The sequence below is a fragment of the Ochrobactrum teleogrylli genome (assembly GCF_037482325.1).
GTDB classification, from domain to species: Bacteria; Pseudomonadota; Alphaproteobacteria; order Rhizobiales; family Rhizobiaceae; genus Brucella; species Brucella teleogrylli.
The window spans coordinates 441,128-456,979 of sequence record NZ_JBBHKQ010000001.1 but is presented as its reverse complement, the minus strand read 5'-3'; the positions used below and the strand labels follow the sequence as shown (position 1 = coordinate 456,979).

Sequence of the window (15,852 nt, the reverse complement as noted above, 5' to 3'; positions counted from 1 at the left end):
GTGCTCAGATTGGAGGGCGGCGGCGAAGATGCGAAAAAATATTGCGCAGCCTCCGTTGAACCATCTATTGGTAGCCACAGGAGGAATGACTATCAATCGGTAATCCTCAATTTTAAATTGCAATTGCACTACAGATGGCTGAACCAGAACAATAATCAGGGAACCAGCCTGAGTAAACGAGAGGACTAAATATGCGCGTATTGAAGCGTATCGTAGCAGCAGCTTCGGTTGCAACCATTGCAACCATGGCAGGCGGATTGGCCATTGGCGCCGCAAATGCCCAAGAGCCCTTGAAGCTCACCATCGCCACCGAAGGCGCCTACCCCCCCTTCAATTTCATCAAGCCGGACGGCACCCTTTCGGGATTTGACGTCGATATCGCGAAAGCACTTTGCGATGAGATGAAGGCTCAGTGCACGTTCGTCACTCAGGAATGGGATGGCGCAATTCCGGCCCTTCAGGCTGGCAAGTTCGACGCTTTCATCGCTTCCATGTCGATCACCGACGAGCGCAAGAAGCAGGTCGATTTCTCGAACAAATATTACAACACGCCTCCGGGCATCGTCGCTCCGAAAGATAGCGACATCAAGGGCGTGACCAAGGAAGATCTCGCTGGCAAGACGATCGGCGTTCAGGTTTCCACCACCCATGCCAACTACTCGGAAAAGACCTTTACCGACAGCACGATCAAGGCCTACCCGACTGCCGAGGAATACCGCCTCGATCTGGCCAATGGCCGTCTCGACGCCGCCAATGACGACAGCGTAACGCTGGGCGAATGGCTGAAGACGCCGGATGGCGCCTGCTGCAAGATGGTCGGCACCTTCCCGCCGGTTGTTGAAATTCACGGTCCCGGTGCGGGCGTTGCCTTCAAGAAAGGCCGCCCGGAACTGATTGAAAAGTTCAACGCGGCCATCAAGGCGATCCGCGCCAACGGAAAGTACAAGGAAATCAACGATAAGTACTTTGAGTTTGACGCCTACGGCGCCGAAAACTAAGTTGCTTTGAAGAAGTTTGCGCCGGTTTGTGTCACACAAACCGGCGCACATCATTTATGGCAGACCATTCGGTAGAAGCGCTCGAAACAGAGACCGCCGGATTTGGTATCCGCCCAGAAAAAAGAAAAAAGGCGATGGAACATTACGCCACTTTATTGAGTTTCGGCCCCGAAGGTTGGTCGAGGAGCATCGCCTGGGGGCTATTGGTCACTGTCACTCTGGCAATCGCCACTCTGCCCGTTGGCCTCGTTCTCGGATTTCTGGTTGCTTTGGGGAAGCAATCGAGCGAACCATCGATCCGACTGGCCTCGAATATCTACACGACCATTTTCCGCGGCCTTCCAGAACTGCTGACCCTGTTTCTGGTGTATTTCGGCGCTTCGCTCGGCCTACAGAAACTGCTGGCGCTCTTCGGCATCAATGCGAATGTCGAGATCAACGCCTTTGCCGCCGGTATGGTGGCGCTCGGTTTCGTCTTCTCGTCCTATTCGAGTGAAGTCTTCCTGTCCGCTTTCCGTGCCATTCCGCGTGGCCAATATGAAGGCGGTTACGCTGTCGGCCTGTCGCACTGGCAAACCATGCGCAAGGTCATCCTGCCGCAATTGATCCGCATCGCCCTGCCCGGCCTTGCCAATCTGTGGCTGGTGCTGCTGAAGGACACGTCGCTGGTGTCCGTGATCACATTGTCCGACATCATGCGTCAGACATCCATCGCAGCGCGCGTGACCAAGGAGCCGTTTCTGTTCTTCGGCGTCGCCTGCCTGCTCTATCTCGCTCTCGCGATCATCTCGTCCTATTTCATCAACCGCATTGCCCAATGGGCTGATGCGGGCAGCAATCGTTCGCGGGGTGCATGATCATGAGCGAAGCCGTCACTCAAACCAGTGCTGCCGTCATGGCGCCGCCGCCCGTCGTCCGCGAATGGACCCGCGCTCGCATTGCAGGCCACATCTTCGTCGGCATATGGGCTTTGCTCTTCGCTGGGCTCGCCATCTATCTCTACAATGTCTGGCGCATCGATCTCTTCGAAACTTATGGACCGCGCTACTGGTCCGGCCTGCTGATCACCCTGAAACTGGTCGTGGTGTCGATCCTTGTCGGCGCTGCATTGTCGATCCCGATCGCAGCCGCACGCATGTCGAACAATCGCTGGCTGAAAGCCATCGCCTTCGGCTATGTGTATTTCTTCCGCGGCACGCCGCTTCTGGCGCAAACCTTCCTGATCTATTACGGCTTCGGCACTTTCCGGCCTTTCCTAGAAAGCATCGGTCTGTGGGTGTTTTTCCGTGATGCATGGAATTGCGCCATTCTGGCCTTCTCGCTCAATACGGCTGCCTATCAGGCTGAAATCCTGCGCGGCGCGATCCAGAGCGTTGCCATGGGCCAGTGGGAAGGTGCCGCGGCGCTGGGCATTTCCAAGCGCGTGACGTTCTGGAAGGTCATTCTTCCACAGGCGCTGATCGTTGCGCTGCGTCCATACGGCAATGAAATCATCCTGATGATCAAGGGCTCGGCCATTGTGGCCATCATTACGGTTCTCGACCTGATGGGTGAAACGCGCCGCGCCTATTCCCGCACTTTCGATTTCCAGACCTATCTCTGGGCAGCCGTGATCTATCTGCTGATCGTCGAAGCGCTGCGCCACATCTGGGATTATCTCGAACGGAAGCTGACACGGCATCTTGTTCGTTGATTTACCAGATAGACCTTAAATTTAGCCCTCGGCAGCCTTGCAGCTTCCGGGGGCTATCTGTTTAATCAACAATATGTCTTCGCTGCCACGCAGCGCACAGACAATTTCTCAAGCATAGCAATGGGCAATATCATGCTGAAAATCTGGGGTCGCACCAATTCCACCAATGTCAAGAAAGCGCTCTGGATCGCGCAGGAGCTTGGCCTTGATTACGAACAGATCGACGTGGGCGGCCAGTTTGGCGGCCTGGACGACCCGGCCTTCCTCGCGCGCAATCCCAATGGCCTCATTCCGCTTGTCGAAGACGGAGAAACCGTGCTCTGGGAATCGAATGTCATCACGCGTTATCTGGCTGCAACCTATGGCAAAAACAGCCTGTGGATCGAAAACCCGGCCAAGCGGGCGCAAGCGGAAAAATGGATGGATTGGGCGTCCAACACGCTCTACAGCGATTTCAGCAATGTGATGAAGCATATGATCCGCCTGCCGGAAGACAAGCGCGATCCGGCAATCCTGCAACGCGGTCTCGACGGCCTTGCCCGTTCCATGAAGATTGCCAATGACGGTCTCGGCCAAGCGCCGTGGTTCTCCGGAGACGCGTTTGGCATCGGCGACATTCCGATTGGCTGCTATGCCTATGCATGGTTCGAGTTCCCCATCGAACGCCCCTCGCTTCCGCAGCTCGAAAGCTGGTATGAGCGCCTGAAAGAGCGCCCTGCCTACCGTTCGGCTGTGATGACACCCCTCACCTGATCAAACGGTCCACAAACTATCCAGAGGAATGAACGAATGACGACGACTGCAAAAGTAGCCTTTCTCGGGCTGGGCGTGATGGGCTATCCAATGGCAGGACACCTCAGGAACAAGGGTGGCCACGACGTTACGGTTTATAACCGTACGACGGCAAAAGCGGAAAAATGGGCGAAGGAATTCGGCGGCAGTTTCGCCGCCACGCCCGCAGAAGCCGTGCGCGATGCCGATTATGTATTCGCCTGCGTCGGCAATGATGACGATCTGCGTTCGGTAACAATCGGCCCGGACGGCGCTTTCTCGACAATGAAGAAAGACGCGATTTTCATCGACAACACGACTGCCTCTGCCGAAGTCGCACGCGAGCTTTCGGAAGAAGCGCAGAAGCTTGGCGTTCATTTCATCGATGCGCCGGTTTCCGGCGGTCAGGCTGGCGCGGAAAACGGCGTGTTGACCGTGATGGTCGGTTCCAGCGAGCCGGTTTTCGAGCGCGCCAAGCCAATCATCGACGCCTATGCCCGGTCTGTCGGTCTCATGGGTCCTGTCGGTTCGGGACAGTTGGCCAAGATGGTGAACCAGATTTGCATCGCCGGTCTCGTTCAGGGACTGGCCGAGGGCATTCATTTTGGCAAGAAGGCCGGTCTCGATATCGAAAAGCTCATCGCGGTGATTTCCAAGGGCGCTGCCGGTTCGTGGCAGATGGAAAACCGCTCCGCCACGATGAACCAGGGCAAATATGATTTCGGCTTTGCCGTCGACTGGATGCGGAAGGATTTGGGCATCTGCCTTGACGAAGCAGACCGCAATGGCGCGCTTCTGCCCGTCACTGCGCTTGTCGATCAATTCTACAAAGAAGTGCAGAAGATCGGCGGAAATCGCTGGGATACGTCTTCTCTGCTGGCGCGTCTGGAGCAGAAGTGAACATCAACTGAGTTCAGTTCAGGAGAAAAGCCCGGCATTCCCGCCGGGCTTTTTTATATTAGCCGCGTTCAATCAGAATTTGACCATCGCCGTGAGCGACAGCCCGCTGACAAAATCATCGTCGAGTACGCCCTCGGAACCCAGCAGACTGCGCTCACCGTCGGCAAGCGTCGTGTCAACCTTTCCTGAGACCAGCCAACCCGCAGCGCCCGCCAGACGAAACTCGACTTGGTCACTTGGCTTGTAACCGGCGCCAAGGCTGAACAACCAGAGGTCCGTCTGCGTGGTGAGGCCCGTGCTGGTGCCGCGATCCCAGGTCAAAGTCCCGTCGAGAGACCAGTGGTTGTCGAACGTGTGAGCAACACCACCCCTCAAAGTCCAGCCATCCTGATAATAGAGGTTCAGGCTGGTAACTCTGGTGCCGATAGGGAGAACCGCACTGTCAGCCGCAACAAAATCAACCGACGTCACGCTTGACCAGTCCATCCATTCTACCGAGCCAAAAGCCAGCCAACCGGGCGTTATACCCGTCTGAAATTTGAATTCGACGGATTGAGGTGTTGCAACGTCACTGCTCACATCAATCGGTTCGCCGCGCCCGGTGATTGGGTTCAAAATCAGATTATCAACAGTGCCTTCAAGGCCGTACTTGACCGCAGATTGATAAACGATGCTCGCACGGATCGCATATTCAGGAATTTCATAGGCAGCGCCAATTCGCCAGCCAAACGACTGGTCATCTGCATCCAGAGAAGCGGCGCGAAACGGGCTTCCGGGAATGCCGTCAGGATTGCGGGAAAAATGCGGGATCATTCTGGTCTGCTGGCCGCGCAGTTCCTGATAGCTGACGCCACCCAAAATACGGAAATAGCCCATCGCGCCCGCATCAAAACGATAGGCACAGTTCACACCGTAATCGTTCGACGTGATCTTCTGTTCGATCGAGGTGTAAGAGTGAACCGTTTCAATGCCCGCATCGGTGTCGATGCCCCAAGGCTGACGGTATTGCGCAGCACAGGCAATATCGCTGGTCAGATCGAACTTGGCCGAAATCTTCGGCACCCAAAGGCCCTTCGCCTCTTCGATACCTTTTTCGAACGGGCGGCCTGTCGCCGGGTTGATACCGCCATTCGTGTCGCTGGCGACCGAGCCACCGATTTTCGTCAATCGACGCTGGGGAGCCACATAAATCGCCGACGTATCGACCGCGTTTCCCTGTTCGAACAGAATATCGAAATCCTGCGAACTCGTCTCGAAAGCTCCGGCGTGAGCGACGACCGCTCTCCCAAACAGCACTGCCGCGATACAACTGATTTGAAAGCCGCGTCCGCCCATAAATCTCCCCCCAAGAAGCTGTGGCATTAACGAGGACGCAAACGTAAAACGGGAAGAAACGGAGCTGCAATATCCAACCAATAGCGAGTTAATTGTGCGGCCAAAGCGCCCCCCGAGCAAATTGGCTCAGCGACAGAGTTCCAACAAATCCCAAATCAAATTCCGCTAAAACCGCCGTTTTTGGCCTGTTTCCGCCTGCTGCGAATGCGCAATGGCGTGCTTGCGAAACCGAACCGCCGGTTCGATTACTTTAGACGCTTCTGGAATTAAAATTTCCCCGGACCGATCACGCAAAAAGCCCGGCAGCGGGAACTGCCGGGCTGATACATAAAGGGCCGGAACATTGTTAGGATGCTCCGGCCCTTGAGTTATATTTGATCCGATGGATCAGAACTTGACCTTCGCCGTCAGCGAGAGACCGCCGACGAAGTCGTTGCCGAATTCACCCTTGGAACCCAGCAGGTTCCGCGTGCCATTGACGACCGTGTCATCAACTTCACCCGAAGACAGCCAGCCAGCAGCACCGGCGAGACGAACTTCGAACTGGTCGTTCGGCTTGTAATTGGTGCCGAGACCGAACAGCCAGATATCGGTCTGCGATGTGAGACCCGTGCTGGTGCCGCGATCCCATGTCACCGTTCCTGCAACCGACCACTGGTCATTGAACTTGTGACCGACACCGCCGCTCACGGTCCAGCCGTCCTGATAATAAAGGTTCAGGCTGGTGACCTTAGTACCGCTCGGCAGAACCTTGCTGTCAGATGTGGCAAAATCGACCGATGTGAGCGACGACCAATCGGTCCACTTCACAGAACCAAATGCAAGCCAGTCGGGCGCGATGCCGGTCTGGAATTTGAACTCGAGCGACTGCGGCGTGGAAACTTCGCTGTCCACATTTAGGGACATGCCTCTTCCGGTGATCGGATTGAGAACCAGATTATCGACCGTACCTTCAAGGTCGTATTTGACCTTGGACTGGTAAACGACACTTGCCCGCACCGCATATTCTGGAATTTCATAAGCTGCACCGAGACGCCAGCCTACAGCCTGATCGTCAACATCCAGCGATCCGATACGGGTTGGGCCGGCGGGGATGTTATATGGGTTTCCTCGCGGCATACCCGGAATGGCTTTTGTCTGTTCGCCGCGGAGTTCCTGATAGCTCACACCACCGAGAATGCGGAAATAGCCCTTTTCACCCGCAGTAAAGCGGTAGGAGCAGTTGACGCCGTAGTCATGCGACGAAATTTTCTGTTCTATCGCCGTATAAGCACGGACCGTATCGATGCCGACATCGGTGCTGATACCCCAGGGCTGACGATATTGCGCCGCACAGGCCAGATCGCTCGTCAGGTCGAACTTGGCCGAAAACTTCGGCACCCAGTAGCTCTCCGCCTCGTCAACTTCCGTTTCGAAGGCTCGGCCCGTCAATGGATTGACGCCACCGCTCATCGTGCTGATTGCAGAACCACGAATATTCTTGAGCTTGCGTTGCGGGGCTACGAAAGTTCCCGACGCATCAACGGCGTTTCCCTGCTCAAACAGGATATCAAAATCCTGCGAGCTGCGTTCAAAACCACCTGCATGAGCGACAACCGCACTCCCAAGCAGTACCGCTGCAATTCCCCCAATTTTTAAGCCGCGTCCGCTCATTATGTCCTCCCAGATAGCAACCGGCATTAACGTTGACGCAAACGTAAAACAGGAAGGATTCGACCTGCAATATCCAATCATTCGCGGGCTATGAGCGGCTTCGAAGTCGCTTCTTTCAAAACGCTTAAAATACGGGGCGTTTCTCCATTTGGTGGAAACATTCCGACAAATGTAGACCAGAAATTCGCCCAAATTGCCCCTTTTTCGGCCATATTTCGGCCTTGTTGCGAAAGGGCAACATTTTCAAAAAACAATCGAAACGCCGGTTCGATGCGGTCCAAAGCCCCTTGAAACGCAACTTTTCCGCGACATACCGCACAAAAAACACCCGGCAGTTTTCGCTGCCGGGTGTTGATTCGTGAAAGTCTTACGTTGCGGAACGCGTCAAATCAACCTGCGTCACGGATACGTGACTCAGCTGTCGCAACCCGCTCCGCGGCTTCCTTCAGCTCGACCAAACGCTCGCGTTCGGCTTCAACGACCTCTTCCTTGGCATTGGCCACGAACTTCTCGTTCGACAACTTCTTCTCGATCCGGTCGATATCAGCGGCAATCTTGCCTGCTTCCTTGGCCAGACGTGCAGCTTCAGCCTTGAGATCGATCAGCTTGCCGAGCGGAATGCAGATCGTCGCTTCACCGAGCAGCATCTGCGCTGCCCCCTTCGGAGCCTGCGCTTCGAAGGTCACGCTTTCAACACGGGCCAGACGCTTGATCGCAGCGTCGTGACGTTCAAAACGTTCCGTCGACGTTGCGTTGGCGTCAAGAACGACGACTGGTGCCACAGCACCTGCCGGGACGTTCATTTCCGCGCGCACCGAGCGGATACCGGTGACGAGATCGACCAGCCAGTTGATATCGGCAGCCGCGTCTTCATCCGCGAAGGAAAGCTCCGGCCAGTCGGCCAGTGCCAGAACCGTATCGCGCTTCTTGCCTTCACCAGCCGTCAGCGTCCACAGTTCTTCCGTCATGAACGGCATGAACGGATGCAGCAACTTATAGATCTGATCCAGACAGTAAGCAGCCGTAGCCTGCGCTTCGGCCTTTGCCACTTCATCGTCGCCCATGAAGATCGGCTTGAGCAATTCCAGATACCAGTCGCAGAACTGGTTCCAGACAAAGCGATAGGCCGCACCAGCCGCTTCATTGAAACGGTAATTGGCAATGCCCTCGGTCACGGAACGCGTGGCCTTTGTCAGTTCGGTCAGAATCCAGCGATTGACCGCAAGCCTTGCGTTTTCCGGATGGAAATCCGCGTTGAGCTCAACGCCATTCATCTGCGCAAAACGCGTCGCATTCCAGAGCTTGGTGCCGAAATTGCGGTAGCCCGCGATACGCGCCGGATCGAGCTTAACGTCGCGGCCCTGCGCGGCCATGATGGCCAGCGTGAAACGCAGTGCATCGGCGCCATATTCGTCCATCAATTCCAGCGGGTCGATGACATTGCCCTTGGATTTCGACATCTTCGCGCCGTGCTTGTCACGAACGAGCGCGTGCAGATAGACCGTATGGAACGGGATTTCCTCCATGAAATGGAGGCCCATCATCATCATGCGGGCAACCCAGAAGAACAGAATGTCGAAGCCGGTCACCAGAACGCTGGTCGGGTAATAGGTCGCGAGTTCCGGCGTCTTGTCGGGCCAGCCCAGCGTCGAAAAAGGCCACAAGCCCGATGAGAACCAGGTGTCCAGAACGTCGGTGTCGCGTTCCAGAGCAACGTCTTCGCCATAATGCGCCTTCGCAGCCGCTTTGGCTTCGGCTTCGCTCTTTTCAACGAAACAGGCGCCATCCGGGCCATACCACGCCGGAATCTGGTGTCCCCACCATAGCTGACGCGAAACGCACCACGGCTGAATGTTCTCCATCCAGTCGAAATAGGTCTTTTCCCAGTTTTTAGGCACGATCTGGGTGCGACCGTCGCGAACAGCGGCCATGGCAGGCTTGGCCATTTCGGCTGCGTTCACATACCACTGGTCGGTCAGATAAGGCTCGATCGGCACGCCGCCGCGATCACCATGCGGAACGGCATGGGTGTGATCCTCAACCTTTTCCAAATAGCCGCGCTCGTCCATCAACTCAACGATACGCTTGCGCACCGCAAAGCGATCCTGTCCGTCCAGCTCGGCGATCAGCGCCTTCAGTTCCGGCGTGAGCTGCAGGCCTTCGAGGAAGTCGTTATTGTCTTTCAGCGTGACAGCCGCTGCCGGCGTCAGAATATTGATCGCGCGCAGATCATTGCGCTTGCCGACTTCGAAGTCGTTGAAATCATGCGCAGGCGTGATCTTGACCGCGCCGGAACCAGCTTCCGGATCAGCGTAATCATCAGCGACAATCGGAATATGACGGCCAACGAGCGGCAGAACGACATCATTGCCGACCAGAGCGTGATAGCGCTCATCCTTCGGATTGACCGCAACGCCGGTATCGCCCAGCATGGTTTCCGGACGGGTCGTCGCGACAACAATGTAAGTATGCGGATTTTCTGAATCGAACGGCACATTTTCCAGCGGATAGCGGAAGTGCCAGAGATGCCCTTTCGTCTCACGGGATTCGACTTCAATGTCGGAAATCGCCGTCAGCAGCTTCGGGTCCCAATTGACCAGTCGCTTGTCACGATAGATCAAGCCCTGCTTGTGAAGCGTGACGAAGACTTCCAGAACAGCGCGCGACAGGCCCTCATCCATGGTGAAGCGCTCGCGCGACCAGTCGCACGACGCGCCAAGCCGACGCAGCTGATTGGAGATCATGCCGCCGGATTCTGATTTCCACTGCCAGATACGCTCGATGAACTTCTCGCGGCCCATGACATGGCGGTTCGGCTCCTGCCTCTCGGCCAACTGACGCTCGACAACCATCTGGGTGGCGATACCGGCATGATCCATGCCCGGCTGCCACAGCACGTTCTTGCCGCGCATGCGCTCAAAACGAACCAGAATGTCCTGAATCGTGTTGTTGAGCGCGTGGCCCATATGCAGCGATCCGGTGACATTCGGCGGAGGAATGACCACGGCAAAAGGATCGGCTCCTGGCTTCGCTCCTGCTCCCGCTTTAAATGCCCCAGCTTCTTCCCAGCGTTCGGCAATTTTCGGCTCTATGGCCGCGGCGTCATAAGTCTTCTCAAGCATGGAATTATCCGGTCTTTTTGCGCAATGAAAGGATTGAGCGCTCAATAACAACAAACGGGTGATAAATCACTTTAAAAGTGAAAACCCGCCTGCGAGACAGACGGGCTTTTGAACTCAAAGGCCGTTTTAGACAGGCAACACGTCGATTATCGGTCGCCGCGCACCACCCGTTCGATTTCTTCACGAACAAGCCGCTCCACAAGGGTGGGCAGATTGTTGTCCAGCCAATCCTGCAACATCGGACGAAGAATCTCTGCAGCGATATCATCAAACGAACGACGCGGTTCCGACCGCACGACGTGGCTCAAATCCTGGAAGGCGGCGGCCACCTGACGTTCTGCCACTTGTGACAGAATATGGGAAGCCGTAGCCGCCTTTGCCAGTGGTTCGGGTGCGGTCGTAGCAGCGGTAGCAACCGGCGTTTCTGAAACTGGTTCCTCGACGGGCGCAGCGCTTGCCTCGACAGGCTCTTCAAGGTCAGGTTCAAGCAGTTCGTCGATGGCTTCGGCGATGCCATCTTCCAATGAGCGATCAAGCGCCTCTATCGAAACATCCTCTTTTGCAGCTTCCGGAGCAGTTGCGGCAGGCGCGTTCGGGGACAGTTCGGCGGCGCGCCGGTCATCGTTCTGGGCGTCGAGAACAATGTCCTCTTCTTCCTCTTCGATTTCCGGTTCCGGTGCGGGCGCGGCTTTGACCGGCGCATCAATCGAGCCGCGCAACACCGGCTCATCTTTTAGAATATCGCGCATCATGACCGGCTTTTCTGCCGCTCTGGAAACCGGAGGTTCTGCAGCGGGCTGTTCCTGCGCAGGCACTGGGCGACGGAACTCTGCCACCTCGCCGCGCAACGGAAAATTCGCCGTGGTGGACACAGGGTGGCGGCTCACATCGCTGTCTTCAATAATGCGCCGGATGGAAGCGAGAATCTCTTCCATGGACGGTTCGCGTGATGCGCTGGATGTCTGTGCCATAGCTGTCCATCTTCCCTATTTCAGAATAGAGCAATGCGCGCGTGTGAGCGACGCAAGGTTCTCCTTCTCTGTTTGGAGCAGCCGTTCCGGCGCGGAAAACCGTTCCGCAGCTTCGCAAGCCGCGTCCTGCAAAGGACAGAGAATCAATGAATTAAGGGTACCGGACGTTCGACGATTTGAGAATCCCCGCAAGAGAGCCAGCCAATTGAACCCACAGCTTTATCATTTTGTTAAGAATTGATCGCCGCCGCTCGCGAATCATCATCAAACAAAAACGGCGCCCGAAGGCGCCGTTTGATCTGAATTCTCGCTGATCAGCGACCGTCCGGCGTGCGCAGGCCGAACCACTTGTCCTTGACGGCCTCGTAATGTTCTTCCGGCTTATATTCAGCCACCTGAAGGCCCATCTGCTTCGAGGTCATGCGGCCGGTCGCGTTGAGAAGCGCATAGCTGGCGACAACCACATCATGCTCCGACTGGACCAGGCTGATTTCGGCAGCAGTCAAATCGTTCTGCGCGTTCAACACGTCGAGCGTGGTGCGCTGACCAACCTTGCGTTCTTCGACCACACCGTCCAGCGCGAGCTGGGCGGCGGCGATACCATCGCGATTTGCCTTGACCGAAGCGCGGGCAGCTTCTAGCTGCGACCATGCCGAACCAATGGCTTCACGAACCTGATCGCGCACAACGTCAACTTCGATGCGCGCCTGACCAAGCTGTTCCTTGGACTGGCGAATCTGCGCCGAGGTGCGGCCACCCGTATAAATTGGAATGGTCACGCCAATACCGACCGAAGCGGAATTGCCGTCACCCACCGTCGAACCGGCATAAGTATCGAGACGGCTGGCGCCAGCCGACAGACCAACGGTTGGCAGCATTGCGCCTTCCTTGGCCTTCACGTTGTAGCCAGCGGCATTCACCGCATATTGCGTTGCAAGAATGCCGGGATGGCCTGCCTGCGCGATTGCGAAAGCCTCGCTCGGCGACTTGGGCAGGTTCTTCGCTGCCGCAGCAGCAGACAGCTTGCCCGGCTGCGCACCAACGATACGGATATAGGTTGCTTCAGCCGACTTGATATTGGCGCGGGCACTATTCAGTTCGGCAACTGCTGTCGAACGGCTGGCTTCAGCCTGCGCAACGTCCGTGCGCGTGCCTTCACCAACATCCAGACGTGCGCGAGCTGCACGCACCTGTTCGTTCATCGCAGCCAGATTCTTCTCGCGAAGCACGGCGATCTGGCGATTCTGATAAACGTCCATATAGGCGACGACAGCGCTATAGAGCGTGTTCTGCTCGTCATTGCGCATATTTTCGCGCTGGGCAAAAACCTGCGTTTCTGCTGCGGCGACATTATTCTTGGTCTGGAAACCGTCGAACAGCATCTGGTTCAGCTGAATGCCGACCGTGCCACTGGTGCGGTAACCGCTCGTCGGCGAACGACTGCGGCTTGCATCATAAGTACCGGTAATCTGCGGGCGATAATTGGACTTGGCGATCGCCACGTTCTCGTCCTGAATGCGCACACCTGCGCGGGACGAGTTGAGCGTGGCGTTATTCTTATAAGCCTTGACCAGTGCACCAGGCAGGGTTTCAGATAAGGCGGACTGCCCCGATAAAACGGTGCCGGCCAACAATGCTGCCGCTGCGACCAGTCCTTTGTATGTTTTAAACACCGGGTACCTCATCTTAAGAACAGCCAATTTCAGTAAATCGAACCAATCAGTTCGGGCAACCTTAAATAACCTTTAAAATCGGTTATTTCCATCGCCCTGCCCAGAGCATGCACAAAGAAATTCCGCAGCGTTGCAGAATTGTACCAATCCCCGAAATTAAAATTCGAACTGTGGAATCCGCTCGAATCCCGGAAGTGGGCGCACCGCAGTGTTGAACGCAATGCGTCCCGATGCAACACCATTTTCTTTAACGTAAATCCGGGCAACCGAGGCATTTCCGCGGCCTTCGACGGCGACGAGGCGTCCGCCTTCCTTAAGCTGCTGGAACAAGGCGTCCGGAACGAAATCCACGCCGCCCTCGATCATGATCACATCGTAAGGTGCTTCCGAAGGATAGCCGGCATGCAGGTCGCCCGACACAATCACAACATTGTCATAGCCGAGTTCGGCAAGACGCGCGGTCGCAGCCGCAGAAAGTGCAGAATCACTCTCCAGTCCGATAACCGAACCGGCCAGATGCGACAGGATCGCCGAGGAATAACCAGTGCCACATCCGATATCCAGCACGACATCGTTCTTGTTCACGTCGGCGAGCTGAACGAGCTTGGCGAAAGGCGACGGCTCCATCAGATAGCGTGGTGCAGAACCTTCGGTCTCAAGCCGCTGGTCTTCGTCAATATAGGCAACAGCCTGACGCACAGTCGGTACGAAAGCTTCCCGCGGTACCGCCAGGAATGCATCGATAACCGCCAGATCGGTTACGTCCGTCGTACGGATCTGATTGTCGACCATCTTTGTGCGAAGATCCTGGAAATCGGCTGCCATAGCCCTCAACCCTTCATTATCGCCTAACGCGATGTTTCATATCACAAAGCACTCCGCAGCGTTGGTTCAAACCCCGCTGCGAGTGCACCATAAACGAGATTTGCCGTTGATGTGGCAAAAATCGCTGGTGCAGTCAATGAAACAGCTGCGAAACACCCGCATTTGCGGCACTTGAACTCACCATAACGAACCTTTTCAGCCCCACTTTCCTTGCGGAAAGAAAATGCCGGAAAGCGAGGCTTCCCGGCACCTACATCCTGTCTTGTCCCGGCGCAAGCGCTGGCAAAATCACATTATTGAGCGTTTGCAGCCGGATAACCCGCTGCGGCCAGCGCGGAAACCACGGCATCTCTGGACGCATCGCCGCCATACTCGACTTCCTTGGTTTCGAGATCGATTTCAATCGGCGCCGTAGCATCGAGCTTGCGCAGGGCGGCAGTCACGCTATCGGCACAGCCGCCACATTTCATCTTGGGAATAGTCAATTTCATCACGGGTAACGCTCCACACTTGTTATGCATACCTTATGCACCTTGCCATCGTGGTAAGGTCAAGCGTGAAAACGTCATCAGCGATCGGGGCTTATTTCACCTTTCTATTCCGTTGCCGGGATCAAAGAATTATGGGGCTTCACAGGCTTCCGGCACGCTTTTTTCAAGCTCCAGTTCCGATTTGCTCAGCGAGCCGGTCATGATTTCAATCGGCTTGAAGGGCGGCTCTTCCTGCATGGCGGGATTGGTAAGATGAATTGTGTAGCAGCCGCCGAAGACTTCCTTCTTGCCATCATTGCTCTCGGCTTCGATGGCCAGCGGCTGGCTCCAATAGATCTGGCCTGCACCCGGATCGGGCTCGGTCTTGCGCAAAGCGACCTTGACGCTTTTGGTGTTCTCGTAGCCCTTCACAAAGGTCTTGAAGTCGGGCTCCCGCCCCTCTTCCGAGTAATACCCATAAGCCCGCGTATATTCCTTGCGGTTGATCGCATTATAGTAAGATTCGATTAGCGCCTGCGGCGAAGACCGGTCGTCGCGATATTCCGGGACTGTAACACCATTGGCGGCATCCTGTGTCTGTTCGGATGGCTTGGTCTCTTCCACGGGCGCCTTTGTTTCCGCAGCCTCTGGCTTCTTCTGCGCTGTCGGCTCGGCGTTTTCCTTCGCCGCAGGCTTCTGTGCTTCCTTCGCGGCAGGTTTCGGCGCTTCCTGCGCATAGGCCTGCGGGAGAGCAACAGACAAGCCGAGCGCGCTCGCGAGAACAGCCAGTCTCAGAGATTTCATCCGATCGATCGACATTCACATCTCCTCTTTCCCAAAGCCCGCCAGCCGGGCACCCGGCCTGTGCTCTCGATTTGGTGTCTTGCGGTAATGATGTTACAACACTAACTATAGTGAAAACGTGGCAGCGAGGTCGAAACTCGCGGGTTTCACACGAGATTGGTTGATTCTCGCGCATGAAGCCACACTTTCGAAGCCACTGCATAACACCGGAAGAGATGAACCATGGGCCGTTTCGCAGTCATGACGCTAACCGAAGCCGCAGCAAATCGCGTTCGCGAGATTGTTGAGTCGCGTGAAGGCGCGCTGGGTATTCGTGTCGGTGTGAAAAAAGGTGGCTGCGCAGGCATGGAATATACCATCGATGTCGCCAATGAAGCGAAAGCCGGTGACGATGTTGCCGAGAAAGATGGCGCCAAGGTCTTTATCGCCCCGGAAGCCGTGCTTTTCCTGCTCGGAACCCAGATGGATTTTGAAGTGACGACGCTGCGCACCGGTTTCGTGTTCAACAACCCGAACCAGACCTCTGCCTGCGGCTGCGGTGAATCGGTTGAGCTGACGCCCGCCTCGGCAGAAAGCCTCCGCCAGATGCAAGGCGCCGCCTGATCTGATTTAAGCGGCTGGTCTTCCGAAGGAATCT

15 protein-coding genes are annotated in these 15,852 nt (G+C 56.1%); 6 read left to right on the top strand and 9 right to left on the bottom strand.

Features of this window, described 5'->3' with window-relative positions; all coding sequences use genetic code 11:
- Positions 1-191 precede the first annotated feature (191 nt).
- The 5 genes from WIX40_RS02285 to WIX40_RS02265 all read left to right on the top strand — a co-directional run bounded on the left by WIX40_RS02285 (position 192) and on the right by WIX40_RS02265 (position 4,362).
- Positions 192-998, top strand: coding sequence for an ABC transporter substrate-binding protein (locus tag WIX40_RS02285; protein ID WP_109369119.1), 807 nt, complete (start codon positions 192-194; stop codon positions 996-998).
- Between the two features lie 134 nt (positions 999-1,132).
- Positions 1,133-1,855 (top strand): ABC transporter permease, encoded by a 723-nt coding sequence (locus tag WIX40_RS02280; protein WP_109370241.1) that lies wholly within the window; start codon positions 1,133-1,135, stop codon positions 1,853-1,855.
- A 2-nt stretch (positions 1,856-1,857) separates the two neighbouring features.
- Positions 1,858-2,691 (top strand): ABC transporter permease, encoded by an 834-nt coding sequence (locus WIX40_RS02275; protein ID WP_109370242.1) that lies wholly within the window; start codon positions 1,858-1,860, stop codon positions 2,689-2,691.
- A gap of 132 nt (positions 2,692-2,823) precedes the next feature.
- Entirely contained in the window at positions 2,824-3,444 is a 621-nt protein-coding gene (locus WIX40_RS02270) for a glutathione S-transferase family protein (RefSeq protein WP_109370243.1), read from the top strand.
- A gap of 36 nt (positions 3,445-3,480) precedes the next feature.
- A complete protein-coding gene (locus WIX40_RS02265) occupies positions 3,481-4,362 on the top strand; it encodes an NAD(P)-dependent oxidoreductase (protein WP_109369120.1) in 882 nt (293 codons plus the stop codon).
- 72 nt (positions 4,363-4,434) lie between these two features.
- On the opposite strand, the gene WIX40_RS02260 is transcribed toward WIX40_RS02265, so the two are convergent.
- The 9 genes from WIX40_RS02260 to WIX40_RS02220 all read right to left on the bottom strand — a co-directional run bounded on the left by WIX40_RS02260 (position 4,435) and on the right by WIX40_RS02220 (position 15,230).
- Positions 4,435-5,697, bottom strand: a complete 1,263-nt coding sequence (locus tag WIX40_RS02260) for an OmpP1/FadL family transporter (RefSeq protein ID WP_121536228.1) — start codon at positions 5,695-5,697, stop codon at positions 4,435-4,437.
- Between the two features lie 387 nt (positions 5,698-6,084).
- Complete coding sequence (locus tag WIX40_RS02255; RefSeq protein ID WP_235858883.1) at positions 6,085-7,077, bottom strand: OmpP1/FadL family transporter; 993 nt, start codon at positions 7,075-7,077, stop codon at positions 6,085-6,087.
- 350 nt (positions 7,078-7,427) lie between these two features.
- Positions 7,428-7,631 (bottom strand): hypothetical protein, encoded by a 204-nt coding sequence (locus WIX40_RS02250; protein WP_109369123.1) that lies wholly within the window; start codon positions 7,629-7,631, stop codon positions 7,428-7,430.
- A gap of 108 nt (positions 7,632-7,739) precedes the next feature.
- Entirely contained in the window at positions 7,740-10,472 is a 2,733-nt protein-coding gene (locus WIX40_RS02245; protein WP_109369124.1) for a valine--tRNA ligase, read from the bottom strand.
- Positions 10,473-10,618: 146 nt separating this feature from the next.
- The gene (locus tag WIX40_RS02240) at positions 10,619-11,443 is read right to left on the bottom strand and encodes a PopZ family protein (protein ID WP_109369126.1); all 825 of its coding nucleotides are present in this window, start codon (positions 11,441-11,443) and stop codon (positions 10,619-10,621) included.
- Between the two features lie 314 nt (positions 11,444-11,757).
- On the bottom strand, positions 11,758-13,128 hold the full coding sequence (locus WIX40_RS02235) for a TolC family outer membrane protein (RefSeq protein ID WP_109369127.1): 1,371 nt from the start codon (positions 13,126-13,128) through the stop codon (positions 11,758-11,760).
- Positions 13,129-13,272: 144 nt separating this feature from the next.
- Complete coding sequence (locus WIX40_RS02230; RefSeq protein WP_109369128.1) at positions 13,273-13,941, bottom strand: protein-L-isoaspartate O-methyltransferase family protein; 669 nt, start codon at positions 13,939-13,941, stop codon at positions 13,273-13,275.
- Between the two features lie 293 nt (positions 13,942-14,234).
- The gene (locus WIX40_RS02225; RefSeq protein WP_109369129.1) at positions 14,235-14,435 is read right to left on the bottom strand and encodes a heavy-metal-associated domain-containing protein; all 201 of its coding nucleotides are present in this window, start codon (positions 14,433-14,435) and stop codon (positions 14,235-14,237) included.
- Between the two features lie 126 nt (positions 14,436-14,561).
- Complete coding sequence (locus WIX40_RS02220) at positions 14,562-15,230, bottom strand: hypothetical protein (RefSeq protein ID WP_109369130.1); 669 nt, start codon at positions 15,228-15,230, stop codon at positions 14,562-14,564.
- Positions 15,231-15,437: 207 nt separating this feature from the next.
- On the opposite strand from WIX40_RS02220, the gene sufA reads away from it, so the two are divergent.
- A complete protein-coding gene (gene sufA, locus WIX40_RS02215) occupies positions 15,438-15,818 on the top strand; it encodes a Fe-S cluster assembly scaffold SufA (protein WP_109369131.1) in 381 nt (126 codons plus the stop codon).
- Positions 15,819-15,852: the final 34 nt, after the last annotated feature.